General features: G+C 62.8%; 18 protein-coding genes and 2 pseudogenes. 16 read left to right on the top strand and 4 right to left on the bottom strand.

All coding sequences use genetic code 11. From position 1 onward, the window contains the following. Nucleotides 1-36 precede the first annotated feature (36 nt). From V1288_RS03990 to fdhF, 6 genes are all read left to right on the top strand, one after another. Entirely contained in the window at nt 37-288 is a 252-nt protein-coding gene (locus V1288_RS03990) for a sulfurtransferase TusA family protein (RefSeq protein WP_334355833.1), read from the top strand. A gap of 95 nt (nt 289-383) precedes the next feature. Next, nucleotides 384-1,817 (top strand): sigma-54-dependent transcriptional regulator, encoded by a 1,434-nt coding sequence (locus tag V1288_RS03985; protein ID WP_334355832.1) that lies wholly within the window; start codon nt 384-386, stop codon nt 1,815-1,817. A gap of 13 nt (nt 1,818-1,830) precedes the next feature. Next, on the top strand, nt 1,831-3,834 hold the full coding sequence (locus V1288_RS03980) for a sensor histidine kinase (RefSeq protein WP_334355831.1): 2,004 nt from the start codon (nt 1,831-1,833) through the stop codon (nt 3,832-3,834). 408 nt (nt 3,835-4,242) lie between these two features. Beyond that, complete coding sequence (locus V1288_RS03975) at nt 4,243-5,898, top strand: OFA family MFS transporter (protein WP_334355830.1); 1,656 nt, start codon at nt 4,243-4,245, stop codon at nt 5,896-5,898. Nucleotides 5,899-6,207: 309 nt separating this feature from the next. Then, nucleotides 6,208-7,920, top strand: coding sequence for an NADH-ubiquinone oxidoreductase-F iron-sulfur binding region domain-containing protein (locus V1288_RS03970; protein ID WP_334355829.1), 1,713 nt, complete (start codon nt 6,208-6,210; stop codon nt 7,918-7,920). After that, a complete protein-coding gene (gene fdhF / locus V1288_RS03965) occupies nt 7,917-10,682 on the top strand; it encodes a formate dehydrogenase subunit alpha (protein WP_334355828.1) in 2,766 nt (921 codons plus the stop codon). Before V1288_RS03970 ends, fdhF begins: the two co-directional genes overlap by 4 nt. A gap of 48 nt (nt 10,683-10,730) precedes the next feature. On the opposite strand, the gene V1288_RS03960 is transcribed toward fdhF, so the two are convergent. The 3 genes and pseudogenes from V1288_RS03960 to V1288_RS03950 all read right to left on the bottom strand — a co-directional run bounded on the left by V1288_RS03960 (nt 10,731) and on the right by V1288_RS03950 (nt 13,345). Then, nucleotides 10,731-11,909, bottom strand: a complete 1,179-nt coding sequence (locus V1288_RS03960) for a LysM peptidoglycan-binding domain-containing protein (protein WP_334355827.1) — start codon at nt 11,907-11,909, stop codon at nt 10,731-10,733. Between the two features lie 106 nt (nt 11,910-12,015). Continuing rightward, a complete protein-coding gene (locus V1288_RS03955; protein WP_334355826.1) occupies nt 12,016-13,032 on the bottom strand; it encodes a magnesium and cobalt transport protein CorA in 1,017 nt (338 codons plus the stop codon). Nucleotides 13,033-13,061: 29 nt separating this feature from the next. Continuing rightward, nucleotides 13,062-13,345, bottom strand: a pseudogene (locus V1288_RS03950) (hypothetical protein). Here V1288_RS03950 and V1288_RS03945 point away from each other — a divergent pair. The 10 genes and pseudogenes from V1288_RS03945 (at nt 13,325) to V1288_RS03900 (ending at nt 24,189) form a co-directional block, all read left to right on the top strand. After that, complete coding sequence (locus tag V1288_RS03945; RefSeq protein WP_334361474.1) at nt 13,325-13,489, top strand: hypothetical protein; 165 nt, start codon at nt 13,325-13,327, stop codon at nt 13,487-13,489. The pseudogene V1288_RS03950 and the gene V1288_RS03945 sit on opposite strands and share 21 nt — an antisense overlap. A 13-nt stretch (nt 13,490-13,502) precedes the next feature. Then, nucleotides 13,503-13,592 (top strand): K(+)-transporting ATPase subunit F, encoded by a 90-nt coding sequence (locus V1288_RS03940; protein ID WP_016846764.1) that lies wholly within the window; start codon nt 13,503-13,505, stop codon nt 13,590-13,592. 99 nt (nt 13,593-13,691) lie between these two features. Further along, nucleotides 13,692-15,395, top strand: coding sequence for a potassium-transporting ATPase subunit KdpA (gene kdpA / locus V1288_RS03935; protein WP_334355825.1), 1,704 nt, complete (start codon nt 13,692-13,694; stop codon nt 15,393-15,395). Between the two features lie 25 nt (nt 15,396-15,420). Further along, nucleotides 15,421-17,535, top strand: coding sequence for a potassium-transporting ATPase subunit KdpB (gene kdpB / locus V1288_RS03930; RefSeq protein ID WP_334355824.1), 2,115 nt, complete (start codon nt 15,421-15,423; stop codon nt 17,533-17,535). Between the two features lie 106 nt (nt 17,536-17,641). Next, complete coding sequence (locus tag V1288_RS03925) at nt 17,642-18,244, top strand: K(+)-transporting ATPase subunit C (RefSeq protein WP_334355823.1); 603 nt, start codon at nt 17,642-17,644, stop codon at nt 18,242-18,244. Between the two features lie 41 nt (nt 18,245-18,285). Further along, entirely contained in the window at nt 18,286-21,003 is a 2,718-nt protein-coding gene (locus tag V1288_RS03920; RefSeq protein WP_334355822.1) for a sensor histidine kinase KdpD, read from the top strand. Beyond that, a complete protein-coding gene (locus V1288_RS03915; RefSeq protein WP_334355821.1) occupies nt 21,000-21,689 on the top strand; it encodes a response regulator transcription factor in 690 nt (229 codons plus the stop codon). The genes V1288_RS03920 and V1288_RS03915 overlap by 4 nt, the downstream gene beginning before the upstream one ends. Nucleotides 21,690-21,803: 114 nt before the next feature. Continuing rightward, nucleotides 21,804-22,262: pseudogene (locus tag V1288_RS34035) on the top strand (serine hydrolase); the annotation flags it as partial. A gap of 52 nt (nt 22,263-22,314) precedes the next feature. Next, nucleotides 22,315-23,364 (top strand): serine hydrolase domain-containing protein, encoded by a 1,050-nt coding sequence (locus V1288_RS03905; protein ID WP_442894181.1) that lies wholly within the window; start codon nt 22,315-22,317, stop codon nt 23,362-23,364. Between the two features lie 219 nt (nt 23,365-23,583). Then, a complete protein-coding gene (locus tag V1288_RS03900; protein ID WP_334355819.1) occupies nt 23,584-24,189 on the top strand; it encodes a pyridoxamine 5'-phosphate oxidase family protein in 606 nt (201 codons plus the stop codon). 7 nt (nt 24,190-24,196) lie between these two features. Here the strand turns inward: V1288_RS03900 and V1288_RS03895 are convergent, their stop codons facing one another. Beyond that, complete coding sequence (locus tag V1288_RS03895) at nt 24,197-25,804, bottom strand: AMP-binding protein (protein WP_334355818.1); 1,608 nt, start codon at nt 25,802-25,804, stop codon at nt 24,197-24,199. Nucleotides 25,805-25,847: the final 43 nt, after the last annotated feature.

Genomic DNA, 25,847 nt, shown 5'->3' with positions numbered 1-25,847 from the left:
GTTGACGATGCGGGCTCGCTTCGCCATGGTCGGCGCATGACGACGACAAAACTCGATCTTGCCGGGCTGAAATGCCCGCTTCCGGCATTGAAGACGCGCAAGGCGCTGAAGACCTTGCCGCCCGGCGATCGGCTGGAAGTGCTCTGCACCGATCCGCTGTCGGTAATCGACATCCCGAACCTCATTCGCGAGACCGGCGACAAGGTCGAAATCACTGAGCGCAGCCAAAGTCGCATCGTTTTCTTGATAGAAAAATCAAATGGCTCGATAGAAAAGGCGAATGCCTGAGCCGTTTCGTTGGGCACAACCCTCGCGCGTCAATTAGACGACTTCATTAGAACGCATGATTGCCGGGTGCGACATTCGGTCCTACAAATCCCTGCATGAACCTCCTGACATCGAAGGCGAGCGCATCGGCATCTCCTGCCGCGGCCAATGAACCGGCGGCAAAACTTGGCAAATCGGCCGGCGGCCCCGAGTTCGGTGCGCTGGCGCAGGCCTCGATTCTGATCGTCGACGACGAGCCCGGCATGCGGAATTTCCTCATGCGCACGCTGGGGCCGCGTTGCAAGCATGTGGCGGAGGCGGCCGACACGGACGAAGCCTCGCGCCTGCTCGACAAGAGCCGGTTCGATGTCGTCATCCTCGACAACATCATGCCGGGCAAGAACGGCGTCGACTGGCTGGCGGAGCAGCGGGCCGTCGGCTTCTTTGCCGATGCCATCCTCATCACGGCCTATGCCGATCTCGACACGGCGATCCAGGCGCTGCGTGCCGGCGCGGCCGATTTCGTGCTGAAACCGTTCCGTTCGAACCAGATATTGAATGCGGTGGCGCGTTGTCTCGACCGGGTCCGGCTGCAGCGCGAAAACTACGTGCTGCGTTATGCGCTGCGCGCTTCATCCGATAGGACGTTCCTGCGCGACAATCTGATCGGGGCATCGCCGGCCGCCCGAAGCGTGCGGGAAACCATTGCCCGCGTCGCCCGCCTGCCGACGTCGATCCTGCTCACCGGCGAATCCGGCACCGGCAAGGAAGTCGCCGCGCGCTCAATTCATTCGCTATCCGACCGCGCCGACAAGCCGTTCGTGCCGGTGAACTGCGCAGCAATTCCGCCCGAGATGATCGAGGCCGAACTGTTTGGCCACATCAAGGGCGCCTTCACCGGCGCGGACAGCGGCCGTGAAGGCCTGTTCCTCTATGCGCACGGCGGCACGTTATTTCTGGATGAAATCGGTGAGCTGCCGCTGCCGATGCAGAGCAAGTTGCTCCGCGTTCTGGAGGACCGCCGCGTCCGCCCAGTCGGCTCCGAGCGTGAAGTGCCGGTCGATCTTCGCTTCATCTTTGCGACCAATGCCGATCTGCAGAAGGGAGTGGAGAAGGGGCGCTTTCGGGCCGACCTCTACTACCGCCTGAACGTCATGCAGATTCATCTGCCGCTCTTGAAGGATCGCGGCGACGACGTGCAGGAACTCGCCACCATCTTCATGAGCAAGCTCTCGGCGCAGCTCGGTATGCCGCCGGTTCCGATCGACAGCTCGGTCCGCGCCGCATTGGCGAGTTACGACTGGCCGGGCAATGTGCGGGAGCTGCGCAATCTGATCGAACGCACGCTGATTCTCGGCGCGTTCCCGGACGATTTCGCTGGGCCGCGAAGCGATGGCCAGCCGGCCGCCGCCGACAGCCTGGCTGATCTGGAGCGCCGGCACATTCTCTCTGTCCTGAAAGAGACCGGCGGCAACCGCGAGGAGGCCGCGCGCAGGCTTGGAATCTCCCGCAAGACCATCGACCGCAAATTCGCGCTATGGAATGTCTGAGCGGGCAAGCAGCATGAACGGGCCGGCGCGCGGTCGCTCCGTTCGTTTCCGGCTGCTGGCGATCGCGCTGCTGCCCATGCTGGTCATCCTGCCGCTGCTGCTCGGGGTTGCCATCTACCGCTGGAATGCGAGGTTCGATGCCACCCTGATTTCGAAGGTGAATGGCGATCTCACCATCGCTCATCAATATCTGGCCCGCATTCTCGAAAAAACCGGCGTTCAGATCCGCGCACTCAGCCTCTCCGCCCGGTTCCGCGATGTGGAGGAGCACGATCCACTGTCCGCCGTGGCCGAACTGCTCGAAACCTCCCGCAAGGAGATCGGTCTCGACTTTCTCTATTTGGTGGACGCGAGCGGAAAGATCCTCGCCTCGTCGCCCGTGTTTCCGGGACGGCCAAAGGGCGACTGGCCGATCATCACCGCGGCGTTGTCGGGAGAGGCCCCGTCAGCCGGCGTCGACGTCTTCACCAATGACGAGCTTGCGGCGATTTCGCCTGATCTCGCCGAACGTGCGCGTCTCGACCTCGTGCCGACGCCGAACGCCGTACCGACCGACCGCGGCGCGGAAACCCACGGCGTGGTCGTGCATGCGGCGAGCCGGGCGACGACCCCCGGGGGAGCGCCGGCTGCCCTGGTCGGCGGCATTCTTCTCAATCAGAATCTTGAATTCATCGATACGATCAACGACCTCGTCTATCGCGAGGCCAGCCTGCCCGAGGGCAGCCAGGGAACGGCGACGCTGTTCCTGGACGACGTGCGGATCTCGACCAATGTGCGCCTGTTCGAGGGGCGGCGCGCGCTGGGAACACGGGTATCGGCGGCGGTCCGCTCCGCGGTGATGGGTGAGGGACGTACCTGGCTCGACAGCGCGTTCGTGGTGAACGACTGGTACATCTCGGCCTACGAGCCGCTCGTCGACACCTATGGCAAGCGCGTCGGCATGCTCTATGTCGGCTTTCTGCAAAAGCCCTTCAGCGACGCGAAGTATGAGACGCTGCTGATCGTCGCGCTGGCATTCATCGTGATCACGGCGGCAACCGTGCCGATCTTCCTGCGCTGGGCGCAGTCGATATTCATGCCGCTCGAGCGGGTCACAGCGACGATCGGCGAAGTGGAGAGCGGCAATTTGTCCGCCCGCACCAAACTGCCGGCGTCGGCCGACGAGATCGGTCGCGTGGCGATCCATCTCGATACCCTGCTCGACCAGATCCAGGAACGCGACCGCCAGTTGCGCGAGTGGAACGAGGAATTGAATATCCGCGTCCGCGAGCGAACGCGGGACCTCGAGCACGCCAATCTGAAGCTGGAGGCGACCACCAAGCAGCTCATCATGTCCGAGAAGCTTGCCGCAATCGGCGAAATTACTGCCGGCGTCGCCCATGAGATCAACAACCCCATCGCGGTGATGCAGGGCAATCTCGACGTCATCCGCAGCGTGATCGGCGCCGACACCGAAAAAGCCAAGGTCGAATTCCGCCTGGTCGACGAGCAGATCCACCGCATCAGCCAGATCGTCACCAAGCTCTTGCAGTTTGCCCGGCCGGAAGAATATGCCGGCTATGTCGAGCGTCATGCGCCCGGAAGCGTCGTCGCGGACTGCCTGCCACTGGTGCAGCATCTCCTGAACAAGACGGAAATCGCCGTGGTGAGAGAGGACCGGGCCAGCCGTCTGGTCCTGATGAACCGCACCGAACTGCAGCAGGTTGTGATCAACCTGATCGTCAACGCAATCCACGCCATGCCGGACGGCGGTACGCTCGCGCTGCGGTCATTCGATGCCGAGCGAGACGGCAATCCGGGTATCATCATCGAAGTGGCCGACACCGGCGTTGGCATGCCAGCGGATGTGGTGGGGAAAGTGTTCGATCCCTTCTTCACGACGAAGCGCCGGGAGGGTACCGGCCTTGGTCTTTCCATAAGTCAGACATTGATCAAGCGCCAGCGCGGCCAGATTACGGCGGAAAGCGAAGTCGGCCGCGGAAGCAGATTCCGCGTGTGGCTTCCGGAAGCCGACTGATCGCCGGCCGGGCTGGACATTTTGTCCAGCTAGTCCGGACATTTTGTCCCGATCCGCGGTGGCGTCACTCACAAGTCATTGATTTCTTGCATCGTGCGATTTGGCACACGGATTGCTCACTCCTCTTCAACAAGTTGAAAGGGGAGGAGCGATGACCAGCGGTGTGCAATTGAGATGAGCTGTCGGCCGCGCTTCTCATGCCGGCAAATTCTCACCTCAATTGGCCGGCATGGCTTGCGGGCATAATCAAAATATCAGGGTGGATTCTCGAACGCGCGCGGCGATCCCCGCGCGTTCCGGAACTGCATGGAACAGCGGATGGGGCTGTTCCACTGCATGGCTGAAGACGACGGGATCGAAGACGGCAAAAACGCCCAGTTCAACAGTGGGCCGCAGGGGAAAATAGCGATGACAACAATCAGCAGCGCCGGGAGCATACCCGGTGCCGGAACGGGATTCCTTGACAAGGAGCGGACGATTGCGACCGCCGGCTTCAACCGGTGGCTGGTGCCGCCGGCTGCGCTTTGCATTCATCTGTGCATCGGCATGGCCTATGGCTTCAGCGTGTTCTGGCTGCCGCTGTCGCGCGCGATCGGCGTGACCGCGCCGAAGGCCTGCCCCGACATGACGCTGATGCAGGAATTGTTCACCACCACCTGCGACTGGAAAGTCGCCAGCATGGGCTGGATGTACACGCTGTTCTTCGTGCTGCTCGGCGTTTCCGCCGCGATCTGGGGCGGCTGGCTGGAGCGCGTCGGACCGCGCAAGGCCGGCTTCGTGTCGGCGCTGTGCTGGTGCGGCGGTCTCGTGCTTGGTGCGATCGGCATCATCACCCATCAATTGTGGCTGTTGTGGCTCGGCTCCGGCGTCATCGGCGGCATCGGGCTCGGCCTCGGTTACATCTCGCCGGTATCGACGCTGGTGAAATGGTTTCCGGACCGGCGCGGCATGGCGACCGGCATGGCCATCATGGGCTTTGGCGGCGGCGCCATGATCGGTGCCCCACTGGCGAACCTGCTGATGAACTATTTCAAGTCGCCGACCTCGGTCGGCGCCTGGGAAACCTTCATCGCGATGGGCGCCATCTATTTCGTGTTCATGATGATCGGCGCCTTCCGCTATCGCATTCCGCCGGCGGGCTGGCGGCCCGAGGGTTGGACTCCGCCCAGCAAAGCCAATGCGATGATCTCGCAGAACCATGTTCATCTGAAGGACGCGCACAAGACGCCGCAGTTCTGGCTGATCTGGTGGGTGCTCTGCCTGAACGTGTCGGCAGGTATCGGCGTGATCGGCATGGCTTCGCCGATGTTGCAGGAAATCTTCGCCGGCAAGCTGATCGGATTGCCCGACATTGGCTTCAACCAACTCGACGCGGCGCAGAAGGCGACGATTGCCGGCATCGCGGCTGGTTTCGCCGGCCTGCTGTCGCTGTTCAATATCGGCGGCCGCTTCTTCTGGGCGTCGCTGTCGGACAAGATGGGCCGCAAGAACACCTATTATACGTTCTTCATCCTGGGCATCGTGCTCTATGCGCTGGCGCCGACATTCGCGGCGATGGGCTCGAAGCTTCTATTCGTGATCGGCTTCGGCATCATCCTGTCGATGTATGGCGGCGGCTTCGCCACCGTGCCGGCGTATCTCGCCGACATGTTCGGCACGCAGTTCGTGGGCGCTATCCACGGCCGTCTGCTGACGGCGTGGTCGACGGCGGGCATCATCGGTCCCGTGGTCGTGAACTACATTCGCGAGTTCCAGCTTGCCGCAGGCGTGCCGCGCGACCAGCTCTACAACACCACGATGTACATCCTGTGCGCGATGCTGATCGCGGGCCTGATCTGCAACTACCTGATCAAGCCGGTCGATGCGAAGTGGCACATGAGCGAAGCCGAGGTTGCCAAGTTGCAGGCGGCAACGGCGAGCGCGGGCGCATCGGGTCCGTCAGGCTCCTATGGCATCGGATTCGGCGGGCTCGACACCAAGGCCGCGCTGTTCTGGGCCTTCGTGGGCGTTCCCTTGGCCTGGGGCGTGTGGAAGACGCTGGAAAGCGCCGTCAAGATCCTATGACGCCGAGGACGCCGCGGGGTGTGAACTTGCTTCCCGCGGCGTCTTCCAATGTCTGCTCGGGCCGCCGGTCGATATGTTTTCGCAATCGCAGCATGGAACAGCTTTATTGATCCTGCGGTCGTTTCGCGTTCTCATTGCTCGGTCAGGCAAGTCTACACCGGCGAGGATCGCCGAGGGCGTTCGAACGCCCGAACCACGCCCACCGCCAGCGACTTAAATACCTATCAAGACATCACAATTCGCTTGGCATCTGGCATACCAGAGATTAGAGTTGATCGAATTCAGGTCGAGGGAACGAGACGCTTATCAATGACCATCCATAACGTGCACGAGGTCCGCTCGTTCGAACATCCCGGCGCGGGACGGAAGCGGGCCAAGGCGACCCCCAAGGGCCGACAGGTTGACCCCACCGCCGCCCACGAGATCGAGTTGCTGCTCGGCGATCGGCCGCGGCGCCGCGATCTCCTGATAGAGCACCTGCACCTGATCCAGGACAAGTATCACCAGATCTCGGCGGCGCATCTCGCGGCGCTGGCCGACGAGATGAAGCTGTCATTTGCCGAAGTGTTCGAGACCGCGACCTTCTACGCGCATTTCGACGTGGTGAAGGAAGGCGCGCCCGACATCGCGCCGCTGACGATCCGGGTCTGCGATTCGCTCACCTGCGCGATGCTGGGCGCGGAAAAGCTGCTGCACGAACTGCAGGACAGCGCAGGCCCGGGCATTCGCGTGGTGCGCGCCCCCTGCGTCGGCCGCTGCGATACCGCGCCTGCGGCCGAGGTCGGTCATCACTTCGTCGATCATGCCACGGTCACAACCGTGCTCGCCGCGGCGAAGGGCGGCGAAACGCATGCGCATCTGCCGAAATATGTCGATTACGACGCCTATGTCGCCGGCGGCGGTTATGCACTGCTGAACCGCCTGCGCTCTGGCGCCATGACGAGAGAAGACCTGCTGAAGTCGCTCGACGACGCCTCGCTGCGCGGGCTTGGCGGTGCCGGCTTCCCGACGGGACGCAAATGGCGCGCGGTGCTCGGTGAGCCCGGACCGCGGCTGATGGCGATCAATGGCGACGAGGGCGAACCCGGCACCTTCAAGGATCGCTATTACCTCGAAACCGATCCGCATCGCTTCATCGAGGGCATGCTGATCGGCGCCCATGTGGTCGAGGCGACCGACGTCTACATCTACATCCGCGACGAATACCCGGCCTCGCGCGAAATCCTCACGCGCGAAATTGCGAAGCTGCCGCCGGGCGGCCCCGTGCTGCACATGCGCCGCGGCGCCGGCGCCTATATCTGCGGCGAGGAATCCTCGCTGCTGGAGTCCATTGAGGGCAAGCGCGGCCTGCCAAGGCACAAGCCGCCTTATCCGTTCCAAGTCGGCCTGTTCGGCCTGCCGACGCTGATCAACAATATCGAGACGCTGTGGTGGGTGCGCGACATCGTCGAGAAGGGCGCCGACTGGTGGAAGAGCCACGGCCGCAACGACCGTCACGGGCTGCGCAGCTATTCGGTGTCGGGCCGCGTCAAAAATCCCGGCATGAAGCTGGCGCCGGCAGGCGTCACCGTGCGCGAACTGATCGATGAGTTCTGCGGTGGCATGGCTGACGGCCACACCTTCCACGCTTACCTTCCGGGCGGCGCCTCGGGCGGCATTTTGCCGGCCTCGATGGACAACATCCCGCTCGACTTCGGCACGCTGGAAAAATACGGCTGCTTCATCGGCTCCGCCGCAATCGTCATCCTATCCGAGCAGGACAGCGTGAAGGGCGCGGCGCTGAACCTGATGAAGTTCTTCGAGGACGAAAGCTGCGGCCAGTGCACGCCGTGCCGGGTCGGCACCCAGAAGGCGGCACTCCTGATGCAGCGTCCAGTTTGGAACCGCGAATTGCTCGACCAGCTGAGCCAGGCGATGCGCGATGCCTCGATCTGCGGGCTTGGCCAAGCCGCCTCGAATCCGCTGACGTCAGTGATTAAATATTTTCCGGAAGAATTCGTGCCGAAAGAGGCCGCGGAATGACCAAGATCAAGTTCGAACTCGACGGTCAACAGGTCGAGGCCAACGCCGGCGAGACCATCTGGCAAGTGGCGAAACGCCACCAGAAGGAAATTCCGCATCTCTGCTATTCGCCGGAGCCGGACTACCGGCCCGACGGCAATTGCCGCGCCTGCATGGTCGAGATCGAGGGCGAGCGCGTGCTGGCCGCGTCCTGCAAACGCACGCCGAGCGTCGGCATGAAGGTAAAGACCGAGAGCGCGCGTGCAGTCGCGGCGCAGAAGATGGTGATGGAGTTGCTGGTTGCTGACCAGCCGGCGCGCGAAACCTCGCATGATCCCGATTCGAAATTCTGGCACTGGGCCGAAAAGGTCGACGTCACCGAGAGCCGTTTTCCGGCGGCCGAGCGTTGGCAAGGCGATACCAGCCATCCCGCGATGAGCGTCAATCTCGATGCCTGCATCCAGTGTGGCCTGTGCGTGCGCGCCTGCCGCGAGGTGCAGGTCAACGACGTCATCGGCATGGCCTATCGCAATGCCGGCGCCAAGATTGTGTTCGACTTCGACGATCCGATGGGTGAATCGACCTGCGTTGCCTGCGGCGAATGCGTGCAGGCCTGCCCGACCGGCGCCCTGATGCCCTCGGTGATGCTGGACGAGAACCAGACCCGCGTCACCTACCCCGACAAGAAGGTCGACTCGCTCTGCCCGTTCTGCGGCGTCGGCTGCCAGGTCACCTATCAGGTCAAGGACGAGAAGGTCATCTACGCCGAGGGCCGCGATGGCCCGGCCAACCACAACCGTCTCTGCGTCAAGGGCCGCTTCGGCTTCGACTACATCCATCATCCGCATCGCCTGACAAAGCCGCTGGTGCGGCTGCCGAATGCGAAGAAGGATGCCAACGACCAGGTCGATCCGGCCAATCCGTTCACCCATTTCCGCGAAGCCTCGTGGGAAGAGGCGCTCGATATCGCAGCCAAGGGCCTCGTCAAGATCCGCGACGAAAAGGGCGTCAAGGCGCTGGCCGGTTTCGGCTCCGCCAAGGGCTCGAACGAAGAGGCCTACCTGTTCCAGAAGCTGGTGCGCACCGGCTTCGGCTCCAACAATGTCGATCACTGTACGCGGCTATGCCACGCTTCATCCGTGGCGGCGCTGATGGAAGGGTTGAACTCGGGCGCGGTGTCGGCGCCGTTTGCGGCTGCGATGGATGCCGAAGTCATCATCGTGATCGGCGCCAATCCGACCGTGAATCATCCGGTCGCCGCGACCTATATCAAGAATGCAGCCAAGCGCGGCGCCAAGCTGATCGTGATGGATCCGCGCCGGCAGTCTCTGTCGCGCCACGCCTGGCGGCATCTGGCGTTCAAGCCCGGTAGCGACGTCGCGATGCTGAACGCGATGCTCCACACCATCATTACCGAAGGGCTGACCGACCAGCAGTATATCGCGGGCTATACCGAAGGCTTTGACGAACTCGCCGAGCGCATCAAGGAATTCCCGCCGGAGAAGATGGAAGCGATCTGCGGCGTCCCTGCCGAGACGCTGAAGGAAGTCGCGCGCGTCTATGCCCGCTCGCAGGCCTCCATCATCTTCTGGGGCATGGGCATCAGCCAGCATATCCACGGGACCGATAACGCGCGCTGCCTGATCGCGCTGGCGCTGACCACCGGCCAGGTCGGCCGTCCCGGCACCGGCCTGCATCCGCTGCGTGGCCAGAACAACGTGCAGGGCGCGTCCGACGCCGGCTTGATCCCGATGTTTTTGCCGGACTACCAGCCGGTCGGGCGAACCGATCTGCGAGAGCCCTTTGAAAAGCTCTGGCATCAGGATCTCGATCCCGTGCGCGGCCTCACCGTCGTCGAAATCATGAACGCGATCCACGCCGGCGAGATTACCGGCATGTATATCGAGGGCGAAAACCCCGCGATGTCGGACCCCGATCTGCAGCACGCACGCCACGCGCTGGCCATGCTCGATCATCTGGTGGTGCAGGATCTCTTTGTGACGGAAACGGCGTTCCATGCCGACGTCATCCTGCCGGCCTCGGCCTTTGCGGAAAAATCCGGCACTTTCACCAACACTGATCGCCGCGTGCAACTCGCACGCGAGGTGATCAGGCCGCCGGGCGATGCACGGCAGGATCTCTGGATCATCCAGGAGATCGGCAAGCGCATGGGCCTGCCGTGGAATTACAACGGCCCGGCCGACGTGTTCACCGAGATGACGCAGGTGATGCCGTCGCTGAACAACATCACTTGGGATCGGCTGGTGCGCGAGGGCGCGGTGACCTATCCGGTGGACGCTTCCGACCAGCCCGGCAACGAGATCATCTTCACCACGGGCTTCCCGACCGCGAGTGGCCGCGGCAAGATCGTGCCGGCGAAGGTGATCGCGCCCGACGAGGTGCCCGATTCCGAATATCCGATGGTGCTGTCCACGGGACGCGTGCTCGAACATTGGCACACCGGCTCGATGACCCGCCGCGCCAGCGTGCTCGATCAGATCGAGCCGGAAGCGGTGGCGTTCATGTCACCGAAGGACATGCGCAAGCTCAGCGTCTGGCCCGGCGACTTCATTCGCCTGCAGACCCGCCGCGGCGCCGTCGAGGTCAAGCTGCGCTCCGACCGCGACGTGCCTGAAAACATGGTGTTCATGCCGTTCTGCTACGCGGAGGCGGCGGCGAACCTGTTGACCAACCCGGCGCTCGACCCATTCGGCAAGATCCCCGAATTCAAGTTCTGCGCCGTGCGGGTCGAAAAGGTGGCGCTGCAGTCGGCCGCGGAGTAGGCGAGAGGCAATCGTCTTGCAGCGATGTGACGGCGCGATGGATGCGCTTCACTTCGCCGGAAGGACAAAGACTTGGCCGGGATAAATCAGGTTGGGATTGCGGATCTGTTCCCGGTTCGCCTTGTAGATGATGGCATAGCGCGTGCCCGCGCCGTACGAGAGTTGGCTGAGACGCCAGAGGCTGTCGCCGCGTGACACAGTCGTGGTCGTGATCTTTGGCACGACCACGGTGGATGAAGGCGAACCTCCGTCTGGCAGAACGACAGCCCCTGCAGCCGCCAATTGTGGTTGTTGCGCAGCGGCAGACTCCGGGCGCTTCGACGCTGTGGTCTGCGCCGGCACAGATGCGGTCACCGTGTCAGGAACATTGAACGGCACCTCGGCACGTGCGCGTACAGAGCCGGAAGTCGATGCCTCGTCCACTCGCACGCGGTAGCTGCCCGGTGCGACCCCTTCATTGATTGTGACCGCAAAACGCCCATCAGCGGCGGCCGATACCGACGTAATAAAGCTGTCGTTGAGATAAAGCCGCAATGCCGCGCCGGGGCGTGCCTGGCCGCTCACGTGGAACTTGCCACCCGGCTCGATCTCGACCGTCTCCACGATCACGGCGCCAGCCGCCGGTTTTGCCGCCGCCGGTTGCGACAGCATGACGATTGGCTTGTTCGGCGTGATCAGCGCCACGACCGGCCGGTCGGTCGCTTTCGGCTCAAGTGCCACCGTCACATTCTGTTTGGACGTGGTCTGCTTGCCGTCCGGCTGCCTGGAGCGCAGCGTCAGGTCGTAGGTGCCAGATGGAAGCCGCGGCGGGACGATGACGAATTGTCCGGATTGATCCGCGACCGCGCGATCATGCACTTCGCCATTACGCAGCAGTTCCACCGTCGCGCCGGGCGCTGTCCGGCCGGCTATGACGGCTTCGCCCGTCGGTTCGATGCGGGCAACATCGAACGTCGGCACGCCGTCGCTGTTCTCCGGTGGTGGGGGTGATCCTGCCAGCGCGTCCACGATGGCGTTGGCTTCCGCTTTCGCCGTTGCGAGCGGGGCGGGGCTTTGCTCTCGCGCGTCCGATGCAGGCTTTGAGATCGTCGGCGCGACGGCTGCAGTGCTGGTGTCGGCCGGCGGCCCGCGGCGGACGTACAAAATGGTGCCGGCCACTGCCACGCCACAGGCTGCAACAAGCGCCATGATGGGTATGATAGTTCGGCTCGTCGAAGTGGCTGTCATGATATTCGCCCGTCTGCCGGATCGCTGGTTCGTCAATACTCTATGCTTTCTCGAGCAAGGTGGGTACCACTTTGCGTTGCGAAAACCGGGCCTTCCACTCGTCAGCCTACAACCAGCCGACGCGTCGGAAGCGCCAGAACAAGCCGGTGCATACGAGCAGGATTGCGGCGATCACGCTGAAATAGCCGTACTCCCACTGCAGCTCCGGCATGTGCTTGAAATTCATGCCGTAGATGCCGGCGATCGCGGTCGGCACCGCGATGATGGCAAGCCATGACGCCAGCTTCTTGGATACCGCGGTCTCCTGCGCCTGGCCCACCAGCAAGCTCGCCTCGAAAGCAAACGCCAATACCTCGCGGAGCGAGTCGATCTGCTCCTGAACGGTCCGCACATGGTCCGTCACGTCGCGGAACAGCGGTTGCATAGTGGATCGCACCATCGGCAAATTGTCATGCTCAAGCCGGCGGCAGACCTCCACCAGCGGCCCGACCGCATTGCGCAGGCGCAACAGGTCGCGTCGGAGCTGATAGAGACGCTCGATCTGCGCCTGCGTCATCGCGCTCGCGAGCACCTGCGCCTCCATCGTCTCGACCTCCTCCTGAATGGTTTCGAGAACGGGGGAGTAGTTGTCGACGATGAAGTCGAGGATGGCGTAGAGGATGTAGTCCTCCCCACGAGCCAGTGCCCGCGGACAGCTTTCGCATCGTTCGCGTACCGGCTTGTAGGACGTCGAGGCGCCATGGCGGACCGAGACGATATATCCTTCGCCGACGAACAGATGCGTCTCTCCGAATGCAATGCTGTCGCCATCGAGCTGCGCGGTGCGCGCCACGATGAACAGGGCGTCGCCGTACTGCTCGATCTTCGGCCGCTGATGGGCGTGGTCGGCGTCCTCAATGGCGAGATCATGCAGCTCGAACTGCTGCTGCACGCGGTGCAGCACCGTGATGTCAGGTTCATGCAGTCCGATCCAGACCACATGGCCCGGCCGGCTGCGCCAGCTTGAGGCTTCATCGATATTGATGTTGGCGATGCGCCGGCCATCGACATAGACACCGGCGGCCACGACGCCTTCTGAAGATACCGCTTCTGTCACGGGGGAGGGAGACGATGCTACGTTCATGGCTTCCTCCATCGATCGCTGTGTTATGGTCATTTGCCTTCGATGAAGCTAGCACCCGAGCAAGCGGCGTCAAATGGAATGTCCAGCCGGCCGGTCGATCGGGATAGGGCGCCGCCCCGCATATCGAGCTCAATCTCGCGCGACAATTCGATGATGGTCTCGGGATGATGGTCTCGGGATGATGCCCGTTCTCGAACAGTGCATACTTGATGGCCTGGGGCGTGCGCAAGGACGACGGGCGCGTCTTTATGAGATTCCTATAACGTTGCCATTCCCTCCGTCTCGAAAACCTATGCAGCCGGTGGCACCTCAGTCCAGCAAAACGCGAAACCGTCCATTCGGTTCGCGAATCAAGTCGCGCAGGAACATTCCCATGCTGGACATTCTCATGCTGGCGCTCGCCTTCGGCTTCTTCGTGGCAGGCATTGGTTACGCCTATGCCTGCGAGCGGTTGTAGAGAGGAGAGCACCATGATCTTCGATTACTCGCTTGCCGGTCTCGTCTCGCTCGGCCTGCTGTTTTACCTGACCTACGCGCTGCTGCGGCCCGAGCGCTTCTGAGCGCGCCACGATCACGCTGGTCGAGGTCGTCCTGGCGTTTGTCGTCGCCTCGGCGCCATTGATTGAGCTCATTCGCCTGCTGCTGAAGGGTTCCTGACAATGACCGTCATCGGATGGATTCAAATTCCTCTGTATTGCGCCATCGTAGTCGCGCTGGTCAAACCGCTCGGCTGGTACATGACTCGCGTCTTCAACGGCGAGCGCACTTTCCTCTCTCCCGTCCTGCGGCCGGTCGAGACGGCGCTGTACTGGATCGGCGGCGTCGATGAGAAGCGGGAGCAGCACTGGCTGAGCTATACGGTCGCCATGCTGCTGTTCCATGTCGGCGGCTTCCTCGTCATCTATAGCCTGATGCGGCTGCAGGCCCTGTTGCCGCTCAATCCGGTAGAGCAATCCGCCGTCGCCCCGGATCTGTCTTTCAACACGGCGATCTCGTTTCTCACCAACACCAACTGGCAGAACTATGGCGGCGAGAGCACGCTGTCCTATCTGACGCAGATGGTCGGCCTGACGCACCAGAATTTTCTGTCGGCGGCGACCGGCATCGCGCTTGCGGTAGCGCTGATCCGTGGCTTTTCCCGTTCCTCGATGCGCACCATCGGCAATTTCTGGGTCGATGTGACGCGCTGCACCCTCTATGTGCTTCTGCCGATCTGCATCATCTATACGCTGTTCCTGGTCTGGCAGGGCATGCCGCAGACACTCGGTGCCTATGTCGAGGCGACGACGCTGGAAGGCGCCAAGCAGACCATTGCTGTAGGCCCCGTCGCCTCGCAGGTCGCCATCAAGATGCTCGGCACCAATGGCGGCGGCTTCTTCAACGCCAATGCCGCGCATCCCTTCGAAAACCCCACCGCGCTGTCGAACTTCGTGCAGATGATCTCGATCTTCGCGCTTGGCGCGGCGCTGACCAACGTGTTCGGCCGCATGGTCGGCAACCAGCGTCAGGGCTGGGCGATCCTCGCCGTGATGGGCGTGCTGTTCCTGTCGGGTGTCGCCGTCACCTATTGGGCCGAAGCCAACGGCACCTCGGCGCTGAGCGCGCTCGGCCTGTCCGGCGGCAACATGGAAGGCAAGGAAGTCCGTTTCGGAATCGTCGCTTCCTCACTCTTCGCGGTCATCACCACGGCGGCCTCGTGCGGCGCGGTCAACGCCATGCACGATAGTTTCACCGCACTTGGCGGCATGATTCCGCTGATCAACATCCAGCTCGGCGAAATCATCGTCGGCGGCGTCGGCGCCGGCATGTACGGCATGCTGCTGTTCGTGGTGCTGGCGATCTTCGTTGCCGGCCTGATGGTCGGCCGCACGCCGGAGTATGTCGGCAAGAAGATCGAGGCGCGCGAGGTCAAGATGGCGATGCTCGCGATCCTGGTGCTGCCGCTGATGATCCTTGGCTGGACGGCCGTCGCGGTCGTGTTCCCGCCGGCGGTGGCGTCAATGGCCAATGGCGGTCCGCATGGCTTCACCGAAGTGCTTTACGCCTACACCTCTCAAACCGGCAATAACGGCTCTGCTTTCGCGGGCCTCACCGGCAACACGTTCTTCTACAATCTGACCGGTGCGATGGCGATGTTCGTTGGCCGCTTCTTCATGATCGTGCCGGCAATGGCGATTGCAGGCTCGCTCGCGGAGAAAAAATCAATCCCGCCATCGGTGGGCACGTTCCCGACCACCGGCGGCCTTTTTGTCGGCCTCGTCGTCGGCGTCATCCTGATCATCGGCGGCCTCACTTTCTTCCCGGCGTTGGCGCTCGGGCCGATCGTCGAGCACCTCGCCGGCAATGCCAACACGCTGTTCTGATAGATTCCTTTTCGGAGTTACGTCCATGGAAGCCATGAAGCTACAGAAAAAGGCGACGGCGTCGGCGATGCTCGACCCCAAGATCCTCGTGCCTGCGATCAAATCGGCCTTGGTCAAGCTCGACCCGCGCCTGATGATCAAGAGCCCCGTGATGTTCGTGGTCGAGGTCGTGGCGGCGCTGACCACGGTCATCTTCCTGCGCGACCTCGTCACGGGCGGTGCAAATCTCGGCTTCACGTTTCAGATCATCCTATGGCTGTGGTTCACGGTGCTGTTTGCCAATTTCGCGGAAGCCGTCGCCGAAGGCCGCGGCAAGGCGCAGGCCGAATCGCTGAAGAAGACCCGCACCGAGAGCCAGGCCAAGCTGCTGACGGGATCGGACAAAGCCTATCGTCTCGTGCCCGGCACCGCGCTCAAGGTCGGCGATATCGTCCTGGTGGAGGCCGGCGACAACATCCCCTCCGACGGCGAGGTGATCGAAGGCGTCGCCTCCGTCAACGAGGCCGCGATCACCGGTGAATCTGCGCCTGTGATCCGCGAGTCCGGCGGCGACCGCTCGGCGGTGACCGGCGGAACGCAGGTGCTGTCCGACTGGATCCGCGTTCGCATCACCGCAGCCCAAGGATCGACCTTTATCGACCGCATGATCAAGCTGGTCGAAGGCGCCGAACGGCAGAAGACGCCGAACGAGATCGCGCTCAACATCCTGCTGGCTGGATTGACCATCATCTTCGTGTTCGCGACCGTGACGATCCCGAGCTATGCGGCCTATGCAGGCGGCTCGATATCGGTGATCGTTCTGGTGGCGCTGTTCGTCACCTTGATCCCGACCACGATCGGCGCCCTGTTGTCGGCGATCGGCATCGCCGGCATGGACCGTCTGGTGCGCTTCAACGTGCTGGCGATGTCCGGCCGCGCGGTCGAGGCCGCTGGCGACGTCGATACGCTGCTGCTGGACAAGACCGGCACCATCACGCTGGGCAACCGTCAGGCCGCGGCTTTCCGTCCGGTTCGGGGTGCCACTGAGCAGGAACTCGCCGATGCGGCGCAGCTCGCCTCGCTGGCTGACGAGACGCCCGAAGGCCGCTCCATCGTCGTCCTGGCCAAGGAGAAATACGGCATTCGTGGCCGCGAGATGCATGAGCTTGCCGCGACATTTGTTCCGTTCACCGCGCAGACGCGCATGAGCGGCATCGATGCCGGATCTTCCTCGGTCCGCAAGGGCGCGGTGGACGCGATCCTGAACTATATCGGCGGTGGGAATGCCCAAACTATCGCCACCGGCAACGCGGTTCGCGCGCTGCAGCCGACCGTCAGCTCGGAGGCGGCCCGCGAACTCCAGAGCATCGCAGACGAGATCGCGAAAGCCGGCGGTACTCCGCTCGCGGTGGCCAGGGATGGTCGCCTCCTCGGCGTGGTGCACCTGAAGGATATCGTCAAGGGCGGCATCCGCGAACGCTTTGCCGAGCTGCGCCGCATGGGTATCCGCACCGTGATGATCACCGGCGATAATCCGATGACGGCGGCCGCCATCGCCGCCGAAGCCGGCGTCGACGATTTCCTGGCGCAGGCGACGCCGGAGGACAAACTGAAGCTGATCCGCGACGAACAGGCCAAGGGCAAATTGGTTGCGATGTGCGGCGACGGCACCAACGACGCCCCGGCGCTGGCGCAGGCTGATGTCGGCGTCGCCATGAACACCGGCACGCAGGCCGCACGGGAAGCCGGCAATATGGTCGATCTCGATTCCAACCCGACCAAGCTGATCGAGGTGGTCGAAATCGGCAAGCAGCTTTTGATGACGCGTGGCGCGCTGACCACGTTTTCGATCGCCAACGACGTCGCGAAATATTTCGCCATCATCCCCGCGATGTTCCTGGCATTCTATCCGCAGCTTGAGGTGCTCAATGTCATGCACCTCGCCAGCCCGCAGAGCGCGATCCTGTCGGCGATCATCTTCAATGCGCTCATCATCATCGCGTTGATCCCGCTGGCGCTGAAAGGCGTGGCGTACCGCGCCGTAGGCGCCGGGGCGCTTTTGCGCCGCAACCTGCTGATCTACGGCTTGGGCGGCATCATCGTTCCCTTCATCGGCATCAAGGCCATCGACCTCGCCGTCGCGGTTTTGGGCTTAGCCTAACTCTAGCCGTCATTGCGAGGAGCGGAGCGACCAAGCAATCCATTCTTTCTTTGCCGCCCCATGGCTTGCTTCGCTTCGCTCGCAATGAGAACCAAGGAGACGCACAATGCTCAGAGAAATTCGTCCCGCCATCCTCATCCTGCTGCTGCTTACCGCGATCATCGGCCTCGCCTATCCCCTCGCCATGACCGCGATTGCCGGCGTAATCTTTCCGAAGCAGGCGCAAGGCAGCCTGATCGAGAGGGACGGCAAGATCATTGGCTCCACCCTGATCGGGCAGGAGTTCAAGGACGACAAGTATTTCCACGGCCGCCCTTCGGCGACGCTGGCGCCGGACCCAGCCGATTCGAGCAAGACCGTGTCCGCGCCCTATAACGCCGCCAATTCCGGCGGCTCCAACCTCGGGCCGACCAGCAAGGCGCTGAACGACCGGGTCAAGGAGGACGTCGAGAAGCTGAAGGCCGAAAATCCGTCCGCTGCTGTGCCTGTCGACCTCGTCACGACCTCGGGGAGCGGGCTTGATCCGGATATTTCGCCGGAGGGCGCGCTGTTCCAGGTGCCGCGGGTGGCGAAGGCGCGCAACCTGCCAGAAGCCCGGGTCCGCCAGCTGGTCACCGAGCACATCCAGGACCGCATGGCTGGATTGCTGGGCGAACCGCGCGTTAACGTATTGGCGTTGAATCTCGCATTGGACGAGGCTTCCAAATGAGACCCGCTAGGCCCGCCGAGGGGTGAGGACTATATTGCCGCATGGTCAAAACCCGCCGCGACCCCCAACAGCGTCCCTTGCCGGAAGCCCTCCTGGAAGCGGCCCGGCGCGAGGACAGCCGCGCGGGCCGGCTCAAGATCTTCGTCGGCGCCGCTCCCGGCGTCGGCAAAACCTACGAGATGCTGCAGAGCGCTCACGCCAAGAAAAAAGCGGGCGCTGATGTCGTCGTTGGCATCGTCGAAACCCATGGCCGGGCCGAAACCGAAGCGCTTTTGAACGGCCTCGAAGTGCTGCCGCGCCGGCGGCTCGCCTACAAGGAGCAGATACTCGAGGAGATGGACCTCGATGCGCTGATTGCGCGGCGGCCGCAGATTGCGCTCGTCGATGAACTCGCCCACACCAACGCGCCGGGCAGCCGCCATCCCAAGCGCTATCTAGATGTCGAGGAACTGCTGTCCCATGGCATCGATGTCTATACGGCGGTCAACATCCAGCACATCGAAAGCCTCAACGACGTGGTCGCGCAGATCACGCATGTGCGGGTGCGCGAAACCGTGCCGGACAAGGTGTTCGACCGGGCCGACGCCATCGAGCTGATCGACCTGACCCCTGACGACCTGATCCAGCGGCTGAAGGAGGGCAAGGTCTATGTCCCCAAACAGGCCGAGCGCGCGCTGGAGCATTATTTCTCGCCGGGCAACCTGACCGCGCTACGCGAGCTGGCGCTGCGGCGCACCGCCGAGCGGGTCGACGAGCAGTTGCTCACCCATATGCAGGCAAACGCTATCGCAGGTCCGTGGGCGGCGGGCGAGCGCATTCTGGTTTGCGTCAGCGAAGACCCGCGCGCAGCCGGCCTCGTGCGCTACACCAAACGGCTGGCGGACCGGCTGCACGCGCAATGGACGGCGATCAGCATCGAGACGCGGCGCAGCTTACAACTGACCGACGAGCAGCGCGACCGGCTAGCCGACACCATGCGGCTTGCCGAAGCGCTCGGGGCTGAGGCGCTCACCATTCCCGGCGTTGGCCGCCGTATTGCCGACGACGTCATCCATTTCGCGCATGCCAACAACGTGACCCAAATCATCATCGGCAAGTCGACGCGTTCATGGTGGTTCGAACTGACGCGCGGTTCTGTCGTACGCGATCTGGTGCGGCGCGCCGGCAACATCAGCGTCCACGTGATCGCCGGCGACGAACAGGGCGTGGCGAAGCCGGCGGTGCAGACCGCGGCGCGGCAGGAACCGTTCAACGCGCGGCCTTATCTGATGGCGCTGCTGTTCGTCGCGATCGGCCTTGCCGCCGCCGCGGTGATCCAGCCGCTGTTCGGCGGCGTCGAGAATGTCGATCTGGTGTTCCTCACCGCCGTGGTGAGTGTTGCGGTGCGCTTTGGGCTATGGCCGTCACTGCTGGCGAGCGTCGCGGCATCGCTGTGCTACAATTTCTTCTTCATGTCGCCGTACTATACCTTCACCATCGCCGACCCGACCAATGTCGCGGCGTTCTTCTTCTTCATGCTGATTGCGCTGCTGGTCTCTAACGTCGCTGCGCGGGTGCGGTCGCAGGCCGATACCGCGATCGGCCGGATGCGGACCACCGAATTGCTCTACGCCTTCAGCCGTAAACTCGCCAGCACCGCGACGCTCGACGACGTGCTGTGGGCGACCGCCTATCAGACCGCGCTGATGCTGAAGGTGCGTGTGGTGCTGCTGCTGCCGGAAGAGGGCGTGTTGACCGTGAAGTCCGGCTATCCGCCGGAAGACCAGCTTGACCAGGCCGATCTCGCCGCCGCCAACTGGGCCTGGGACAACGACCGTCCGGCCGGGCGCGGCTCGGACACACTGCCGGGCGCCAAGCGGCTGTTCCTGCCGATGCGAACCGGACGCGGCCCGATCGGCGTCATCGGCATCGACGACGATCGGACCGGACCGCTGCTGACGCCGGATCAGCGTCGCCTGCTGGACGCCCTGGTCGATCAGGGCGCGCTCGCAATCGAGCGGGTGCTGCTGGTCGAGGACATGGATCGCGTCAAGCGCACCGTAGAATCTGACCGGCTGCGTGGCGCGCTGCTGACCTCTATCTCGCACGATCTGAAGACGCCGCTGGCCTCGGTGCTCGGCGCCGCCTCTACCCTGCGCGATCTCGGCGCCGGCCTTAACGATGCACAGAAGAACGATCTGCTCGTCACCATGATCGACGAATCCGAGCGGCTCAACCGCTTCATCGCCAACCTGCTCGACATGACCAAACTCGAATCCGGCGCGATCGTGCCGAATACCGCGCGGCACGATGTCGGCGAGATCGTCGGCAGCGCGCTGCGCCGCGCCGGCAAGATCCTCGTGCATCACAAGGTGTCGCTGGAACTCGGCTCCGATCTGCCGATGCTGGAGCTCGATGCCGTGTTGTTCGAGCAGGTGCTGTTCAACCTGCTCGACAACGCCGCCAAGTACGCGCCATCAGGCACTACGATTTCGATCAGGGGAACGCGCGATCAGGGAAAGGTCTCGCTGCAGATCCTGGACGAGGGCAACGGTATCCCGCCGGAAGAGCTGGAGAGCGTGTTCGACAAATTCCATCGCGCGCAGAAGGGCGATCACGTTCGTCCCGGCACCGGTCTTGGCCTTGCGATTTCCCGTGGCTTTGTCGAGGCGATGCATGGCACGATCTCGGCCGCCAATCGCAGCGACCGCAGTGGGGCGGTGATATCAATTCGGCTGCCAGTCCCGGCCACCGACAGTGCGCTGGATACCGCCGCATGAATGCTCCCGCCATCAAGGTCCTGGTCATCGACGACGAGCCGCCGATCCGCAAGCTGTTGCGGATGGGGCTGAGCACGCAAGGCTACGACATCCTGGAAGCCTCGAACGGCAAGATCGCGCTGGAGAAGCTGACCGAAAATCCGGCGCTGATCATCCTCGATCTGGGCCTGCCCGACATCCAGGGCCATGACCTGCTGCGCATGATCCGCGGCCGCAACGACAGCGTGCCGATCGTGGTGCTGTCGAGCCGCGGCGACGAGGCCGGCAAGGTGCAGGCGCTCGACTTCGGCGCTGACGACTATCTGACAAAGCCGTTCGGCATGGATGAGCTGTTGGCGCGGATGCGCGCTGCGCTGCGGCACCAATTGCAGGTGCAGGGCGAGCGGCCGGTGTTTCGCGCCGGCGATCTCTCGGTCGACCTGGTCCGCCGCATCGTCAAGGTCGGTGAGCGAGAGGTAAAACTCTCACCGAAGGAATATGATCTGCTGCGCGTGCTGGTGCAGCACGCCGGCAAGGTGCTGACCCACCGCTTTCTGCTGAAGGAGCTCTGGGACGAACTGACGGACGCGCAATATTTGCGCGTCTATGTCCGCCAGCTCCGGCAGAAGATCGAAGCCGATCCCGAGCGCCCGCAATTCGTGCTGACCGAGACCGGCATCGGCTATCGGTTGCGCGCGCCGGATTAAGGGGCACACGATGTCGTTTGAGCACGAAACAATCTTGCGTAGCGTAAAAAGAAACGCTCTACTGAAGAAAGTTTTCCGTTCGAGAAGATAATAGCGATCATAGGGGGACCTCCGATGCTGCGTCTGCGTCACGCGACAGCCGTAGTGCTTTTCGCCGGGCTTCAATGTTTCACCGCCTCCGGTTCGATTGCAGGCACGGCGGATAATCAGGTTCAGGAAGCGGTATGGCCCACCAAGGCCTGGCCGGTCTCAACCCCCGAAGAGCAGGGGATGCAATCCGGTACGCTCGCCCGGCTGGTAGAGACCGTCGGGGGCTACAAGCAGGACAGCCTGCTGATCGCCCGGCACGGGAAGATCGTGCTTGATGCTTATTATGCACCCTATCAGCCTAACATTACCCACGACCTGAGGTCGGTAACGAAGAGTGTTGTCAGCACGTTGACGGCCATCGAAATCAAACAGGGCCTGCTCGACAGCGTTGATCATCCGGTCATGGACTTGTTCGCCGACAAGCAAATTCCCAACATCGACGAAGCCAAGAAGGCGATTACCGTTCAGCACCTGCTGGACATGACCTCGGGCTTCGAGTGGCAGGAGAAATCCTATACGCCCCGACGAGACCCTCATGCGGATGTATCAGGCGCCGGATCGGACCGCTTTCGTGCTAAGCCAGCCGATGTCGGATACTCCCGGTGCCAAATTCTATTACAACAGCGGCAATCCATACGTGCTGTCCGCGCTCATCAACAGGAAGACCGGTCAGAACGCGCTGGACTTTGCGAAGAGGGAACTGTTCGGGCCGCTTGGCATCACCAGCGCTCGCTGGGGCCGGCCCGACGCCCAGGGAGTCATCGACGGCGAAGCCGGACTGTCGCTTGCGCCGCACGACATGGCCCGATTTGGCTATCTCTACCTCCGCAACGGAATGTGGGACGGCAAGCAGATCATCCCATCGTCATGGGTCGATCGGGCGAGGGAAGGAAAGGTTACGGCGACTTTCGGGTTTCGCTACGCAAATCTGTGGTGGTCGCTGCCCGAAAAGGGGGCCTACATGGCGCGAGGTCGCCATTCGCAACTGATCCTCGTTCTTCCGAAGCTGGATATTGTTGCCGTCATGACCGGCATTCTGCGCGACGACCAGTTTTATCCAACAATCAGGCTGATCGATGATATCGCCAGCGCCGTCAAGTCGGACCAGCCGCTGCCGCCTGATGTTATTGCGCAATCCCTGCTCGCGGCATCGGTTCGCGAAGCGGCCACGGAGCGGCCGTCGCCGCTCGGCAAGACCCCCGAACTGGCGAAACAGATATCGGGGAAGACCTATCAGGTGAGCAGCAACACTCTGAGAGTAAAGACGTTCGCGCTGAACCTCACCGATCCGGATCCGTTCTGGGAAATCATCACCTATGCTGGAAGGGCGGACCAGCCTGAGGGGCACTTTTCAGGACTTCTCGGACTTGACGGGATTTATCGAAGAAGCCCGCCGGTTAATTATGGGATCAATGCATCCAAGGGACGCTGGCTCGACGAGCGTAGATTTGCATTGGAGCGCCGAATACTCGGACGTAGCGAAACGCAGCTTTGGATTCTCGCTTTCGATGGCAACAAGGTTGAAATCGCCTTTGAAAATACCGATGGCACCAAGGCAACGCTGTACGGAGAAGTGAAGGAGTGAGAGGCGGCCGCCTCTCGCCGAAACCATCTTTCAATTCTGACGTTACTTTCCCGACGGCCGCGGCAGCCAGAGCCAATAGCTCCTCATGCGCCGGTTTGCCATCGAGCGTGCGGGTCAGCTTGCCGCACGCGCTGCAACCGTAAAGTGGTATGCTCAATCGTGCAGTTTGATCCAGACTGAGCTCGCGCGCAGGAAACTCAGGCAGGAGGAAGCACGGCCATGGCTGAGAGCGTCATGTATCACGAAGGCAACCGGCAATTGCAGGATCAGTTCGACAGCCGCCGGATTTCGGACCGGCTGGAAGAGAAGTTGATGCGCAAGGAATTTTCGGCTGACGACAAGCAGTTCATCGAAGGCCTTCCTTACTTTTTCCTGGCGACGGCCGACGCCGAGGGGCGGCCCGATTGCTCGTTCAAGGGCGGGGCACCGGGCTTTGTGCGCATCACCGGACCTTCCGAGATCGCATTCCCCGACTATGACGGCAACGGCATGTTCAAGAGTCTCGGCAACATCGTCGCCAATGCCGATGTCGGCTTGCTCTTCATCGCCATGCATGACAAGCCACGGCGTCTGCGGGTCAACGGCAGCGCACGCGTGAGTGACCGCGATCCGCTGCTTGCGGAGACCGTCGGCGCGCAGCTTGTCGTTCGTGTCACCGCGCGGGCGATCTTTCCGAATTGTCCGCGCTATATTCCGACGATGAGTTCGATCGAACCGTCGATGTACGTACCCGCCGCCGGACAGGCCGCGCCGGAGCCGGCGTGGAAGGGCTTTGCGGACTTCAAGGACTGCATTCATCCACGGCAGCCGACATTCAAGGGTTAGCGGCGACCTAGATCGCCGCCATCTCACCTTTGCTCCAGGCTTCGCGCAGCTTGAACTTCTGGATCTTGCCTGATCCCGTCAGCGGGAACGCGTCCACGACAAACCAGTGCTTCGGCGTCTTGTGCGGGGCGAGCGAGGCGCGCATGTAGTCGATCAGTTCTTCCTTTTCGATTGTTGCGCCGGGCGCCGGGCGGATGAAGGCCGCGACCTCTTCGCCCCACTTCTCGTGGGGAATGCCGATCACGGCGACTTCGCCGACCTTCGGATGTTTGAACAAGAGCTCCTCCAGCTCGCGCGGATAGATGTTCTCGCCGCCGCGGATGATCATGTCCTTGAGGCGGCCCTCCACCGTGCAATAGCCGCGCGCGTCCATCGCGCAGAGATCGCCGGTATGCAGCCAGCCGTCCGCATCGATCGCGGCTGCGGTCGCATCCGGCATTTCAAAGTAACCGAGCATTACGTGGTAGCCACGGGTGCAGAACTCGCCGATCGTGCCCACCGGAACGGTCTCGCCGGTCGCGGGGTCGATGATCTTTGTTTCCATGTTCGGAAGCGGCAGGCCGATCGTATTGGCCTTGTCCTCGACGCTGTCGGTGGTGCGGGTTTGCGCCGCGACCGGGGAGCATTCGGTCTGTCCGAAAACAATCGTGAACGGCGCGCCGAGCTTTTCTTCCAATAGCCGCACCAGCGCGGCCGGCACCGTCGAGCCGCCCGAGCAGATCGCCTTGACCGAGGAGAGGTCGGTCGCCGCGAATGTCGGATGCTCCAGCATCGCGACCAGCATCGTGGGAACGCCCAGCATCGCATTGCCGCGATAGGTTCCGAGCATTTCCAGCACCAGCCCGGGCTCGAACGCTTCGACCAGCACCTGGGTCGAGGCTTTCGATACCGCGCCGATCACGCAGCAGACGCAGCCGCCGGTGTGAAACAGCGGCATCGTGGTGATGAAGACGTCGCCGGCATCGACGCCCATCCGGTCGGCGGTATCGGCGCCGTTGTTGAGAAGTCCGCGATGACGGAGCAGGGCGCCCTTCGGAAAGCCCGTGGTGCCCGAGGTGTACTGGATCATGACGGGATCGTCGGGACTGACGGCCGGCAGTTTGATGTGCTCGTCATCGCCCGCGGCGATGAACGCATTCCAGTCGTCGAAACAGATGATCTCGCGCAGTTCGGGGCAGTTCGGCGCCACCGCCTGCACCGTCTCCAGCATCGGATTGCCGCGAAAACCGTCGACGACGAAGATTCCGGCCGAGCGCGACTGCTTCAACACATATTCGAGCTCTCGGGCGCGAAAGGCCGGGTTCACGGTGACGAGGATCATGCCCGCCATGCCGGCGCCGAATTCGAGCATCACCCATTCCGGGAGGTTCTGTGCCCAGACGGCAATGCGCTCGCCCGGCCGAAAGCGCGACAGCAGCGCGCGGGCGGTCCGCTGGGCTTCATGATAGAATTGCGCGTAGGTCCATTGACGGCGCAGCTTCGGATCAGGCACGCCTGCAATCAGGGCCAAGCGATCGGGCGCCGCCTCAGCCGCCTTGCGCAAGAGGTCGCCGAACGTCATCTCCCGCACCGCAGGCGTCGTCGGGCCTGCGACGTGCGACTTCGTTAATGCCATCAAATCCTCCCCGGTCCAGCGCCATTATTGTCGTGGCGTCAGG

It is taken from the genome of Bradyrhizobium sp. AZCC 2176, assembly GCF_036924645.1.
Lineage (GTDB): Bacteria > Pseudomonadota > Alphaproteobacteria > Rhizobiales > Xanthobacteraceae > Bradyrhizobium.
Note: the sequence above shows the minus strand (reverse complement) of the source record. Positions and strands in the feature narration are given on the sequence as shown.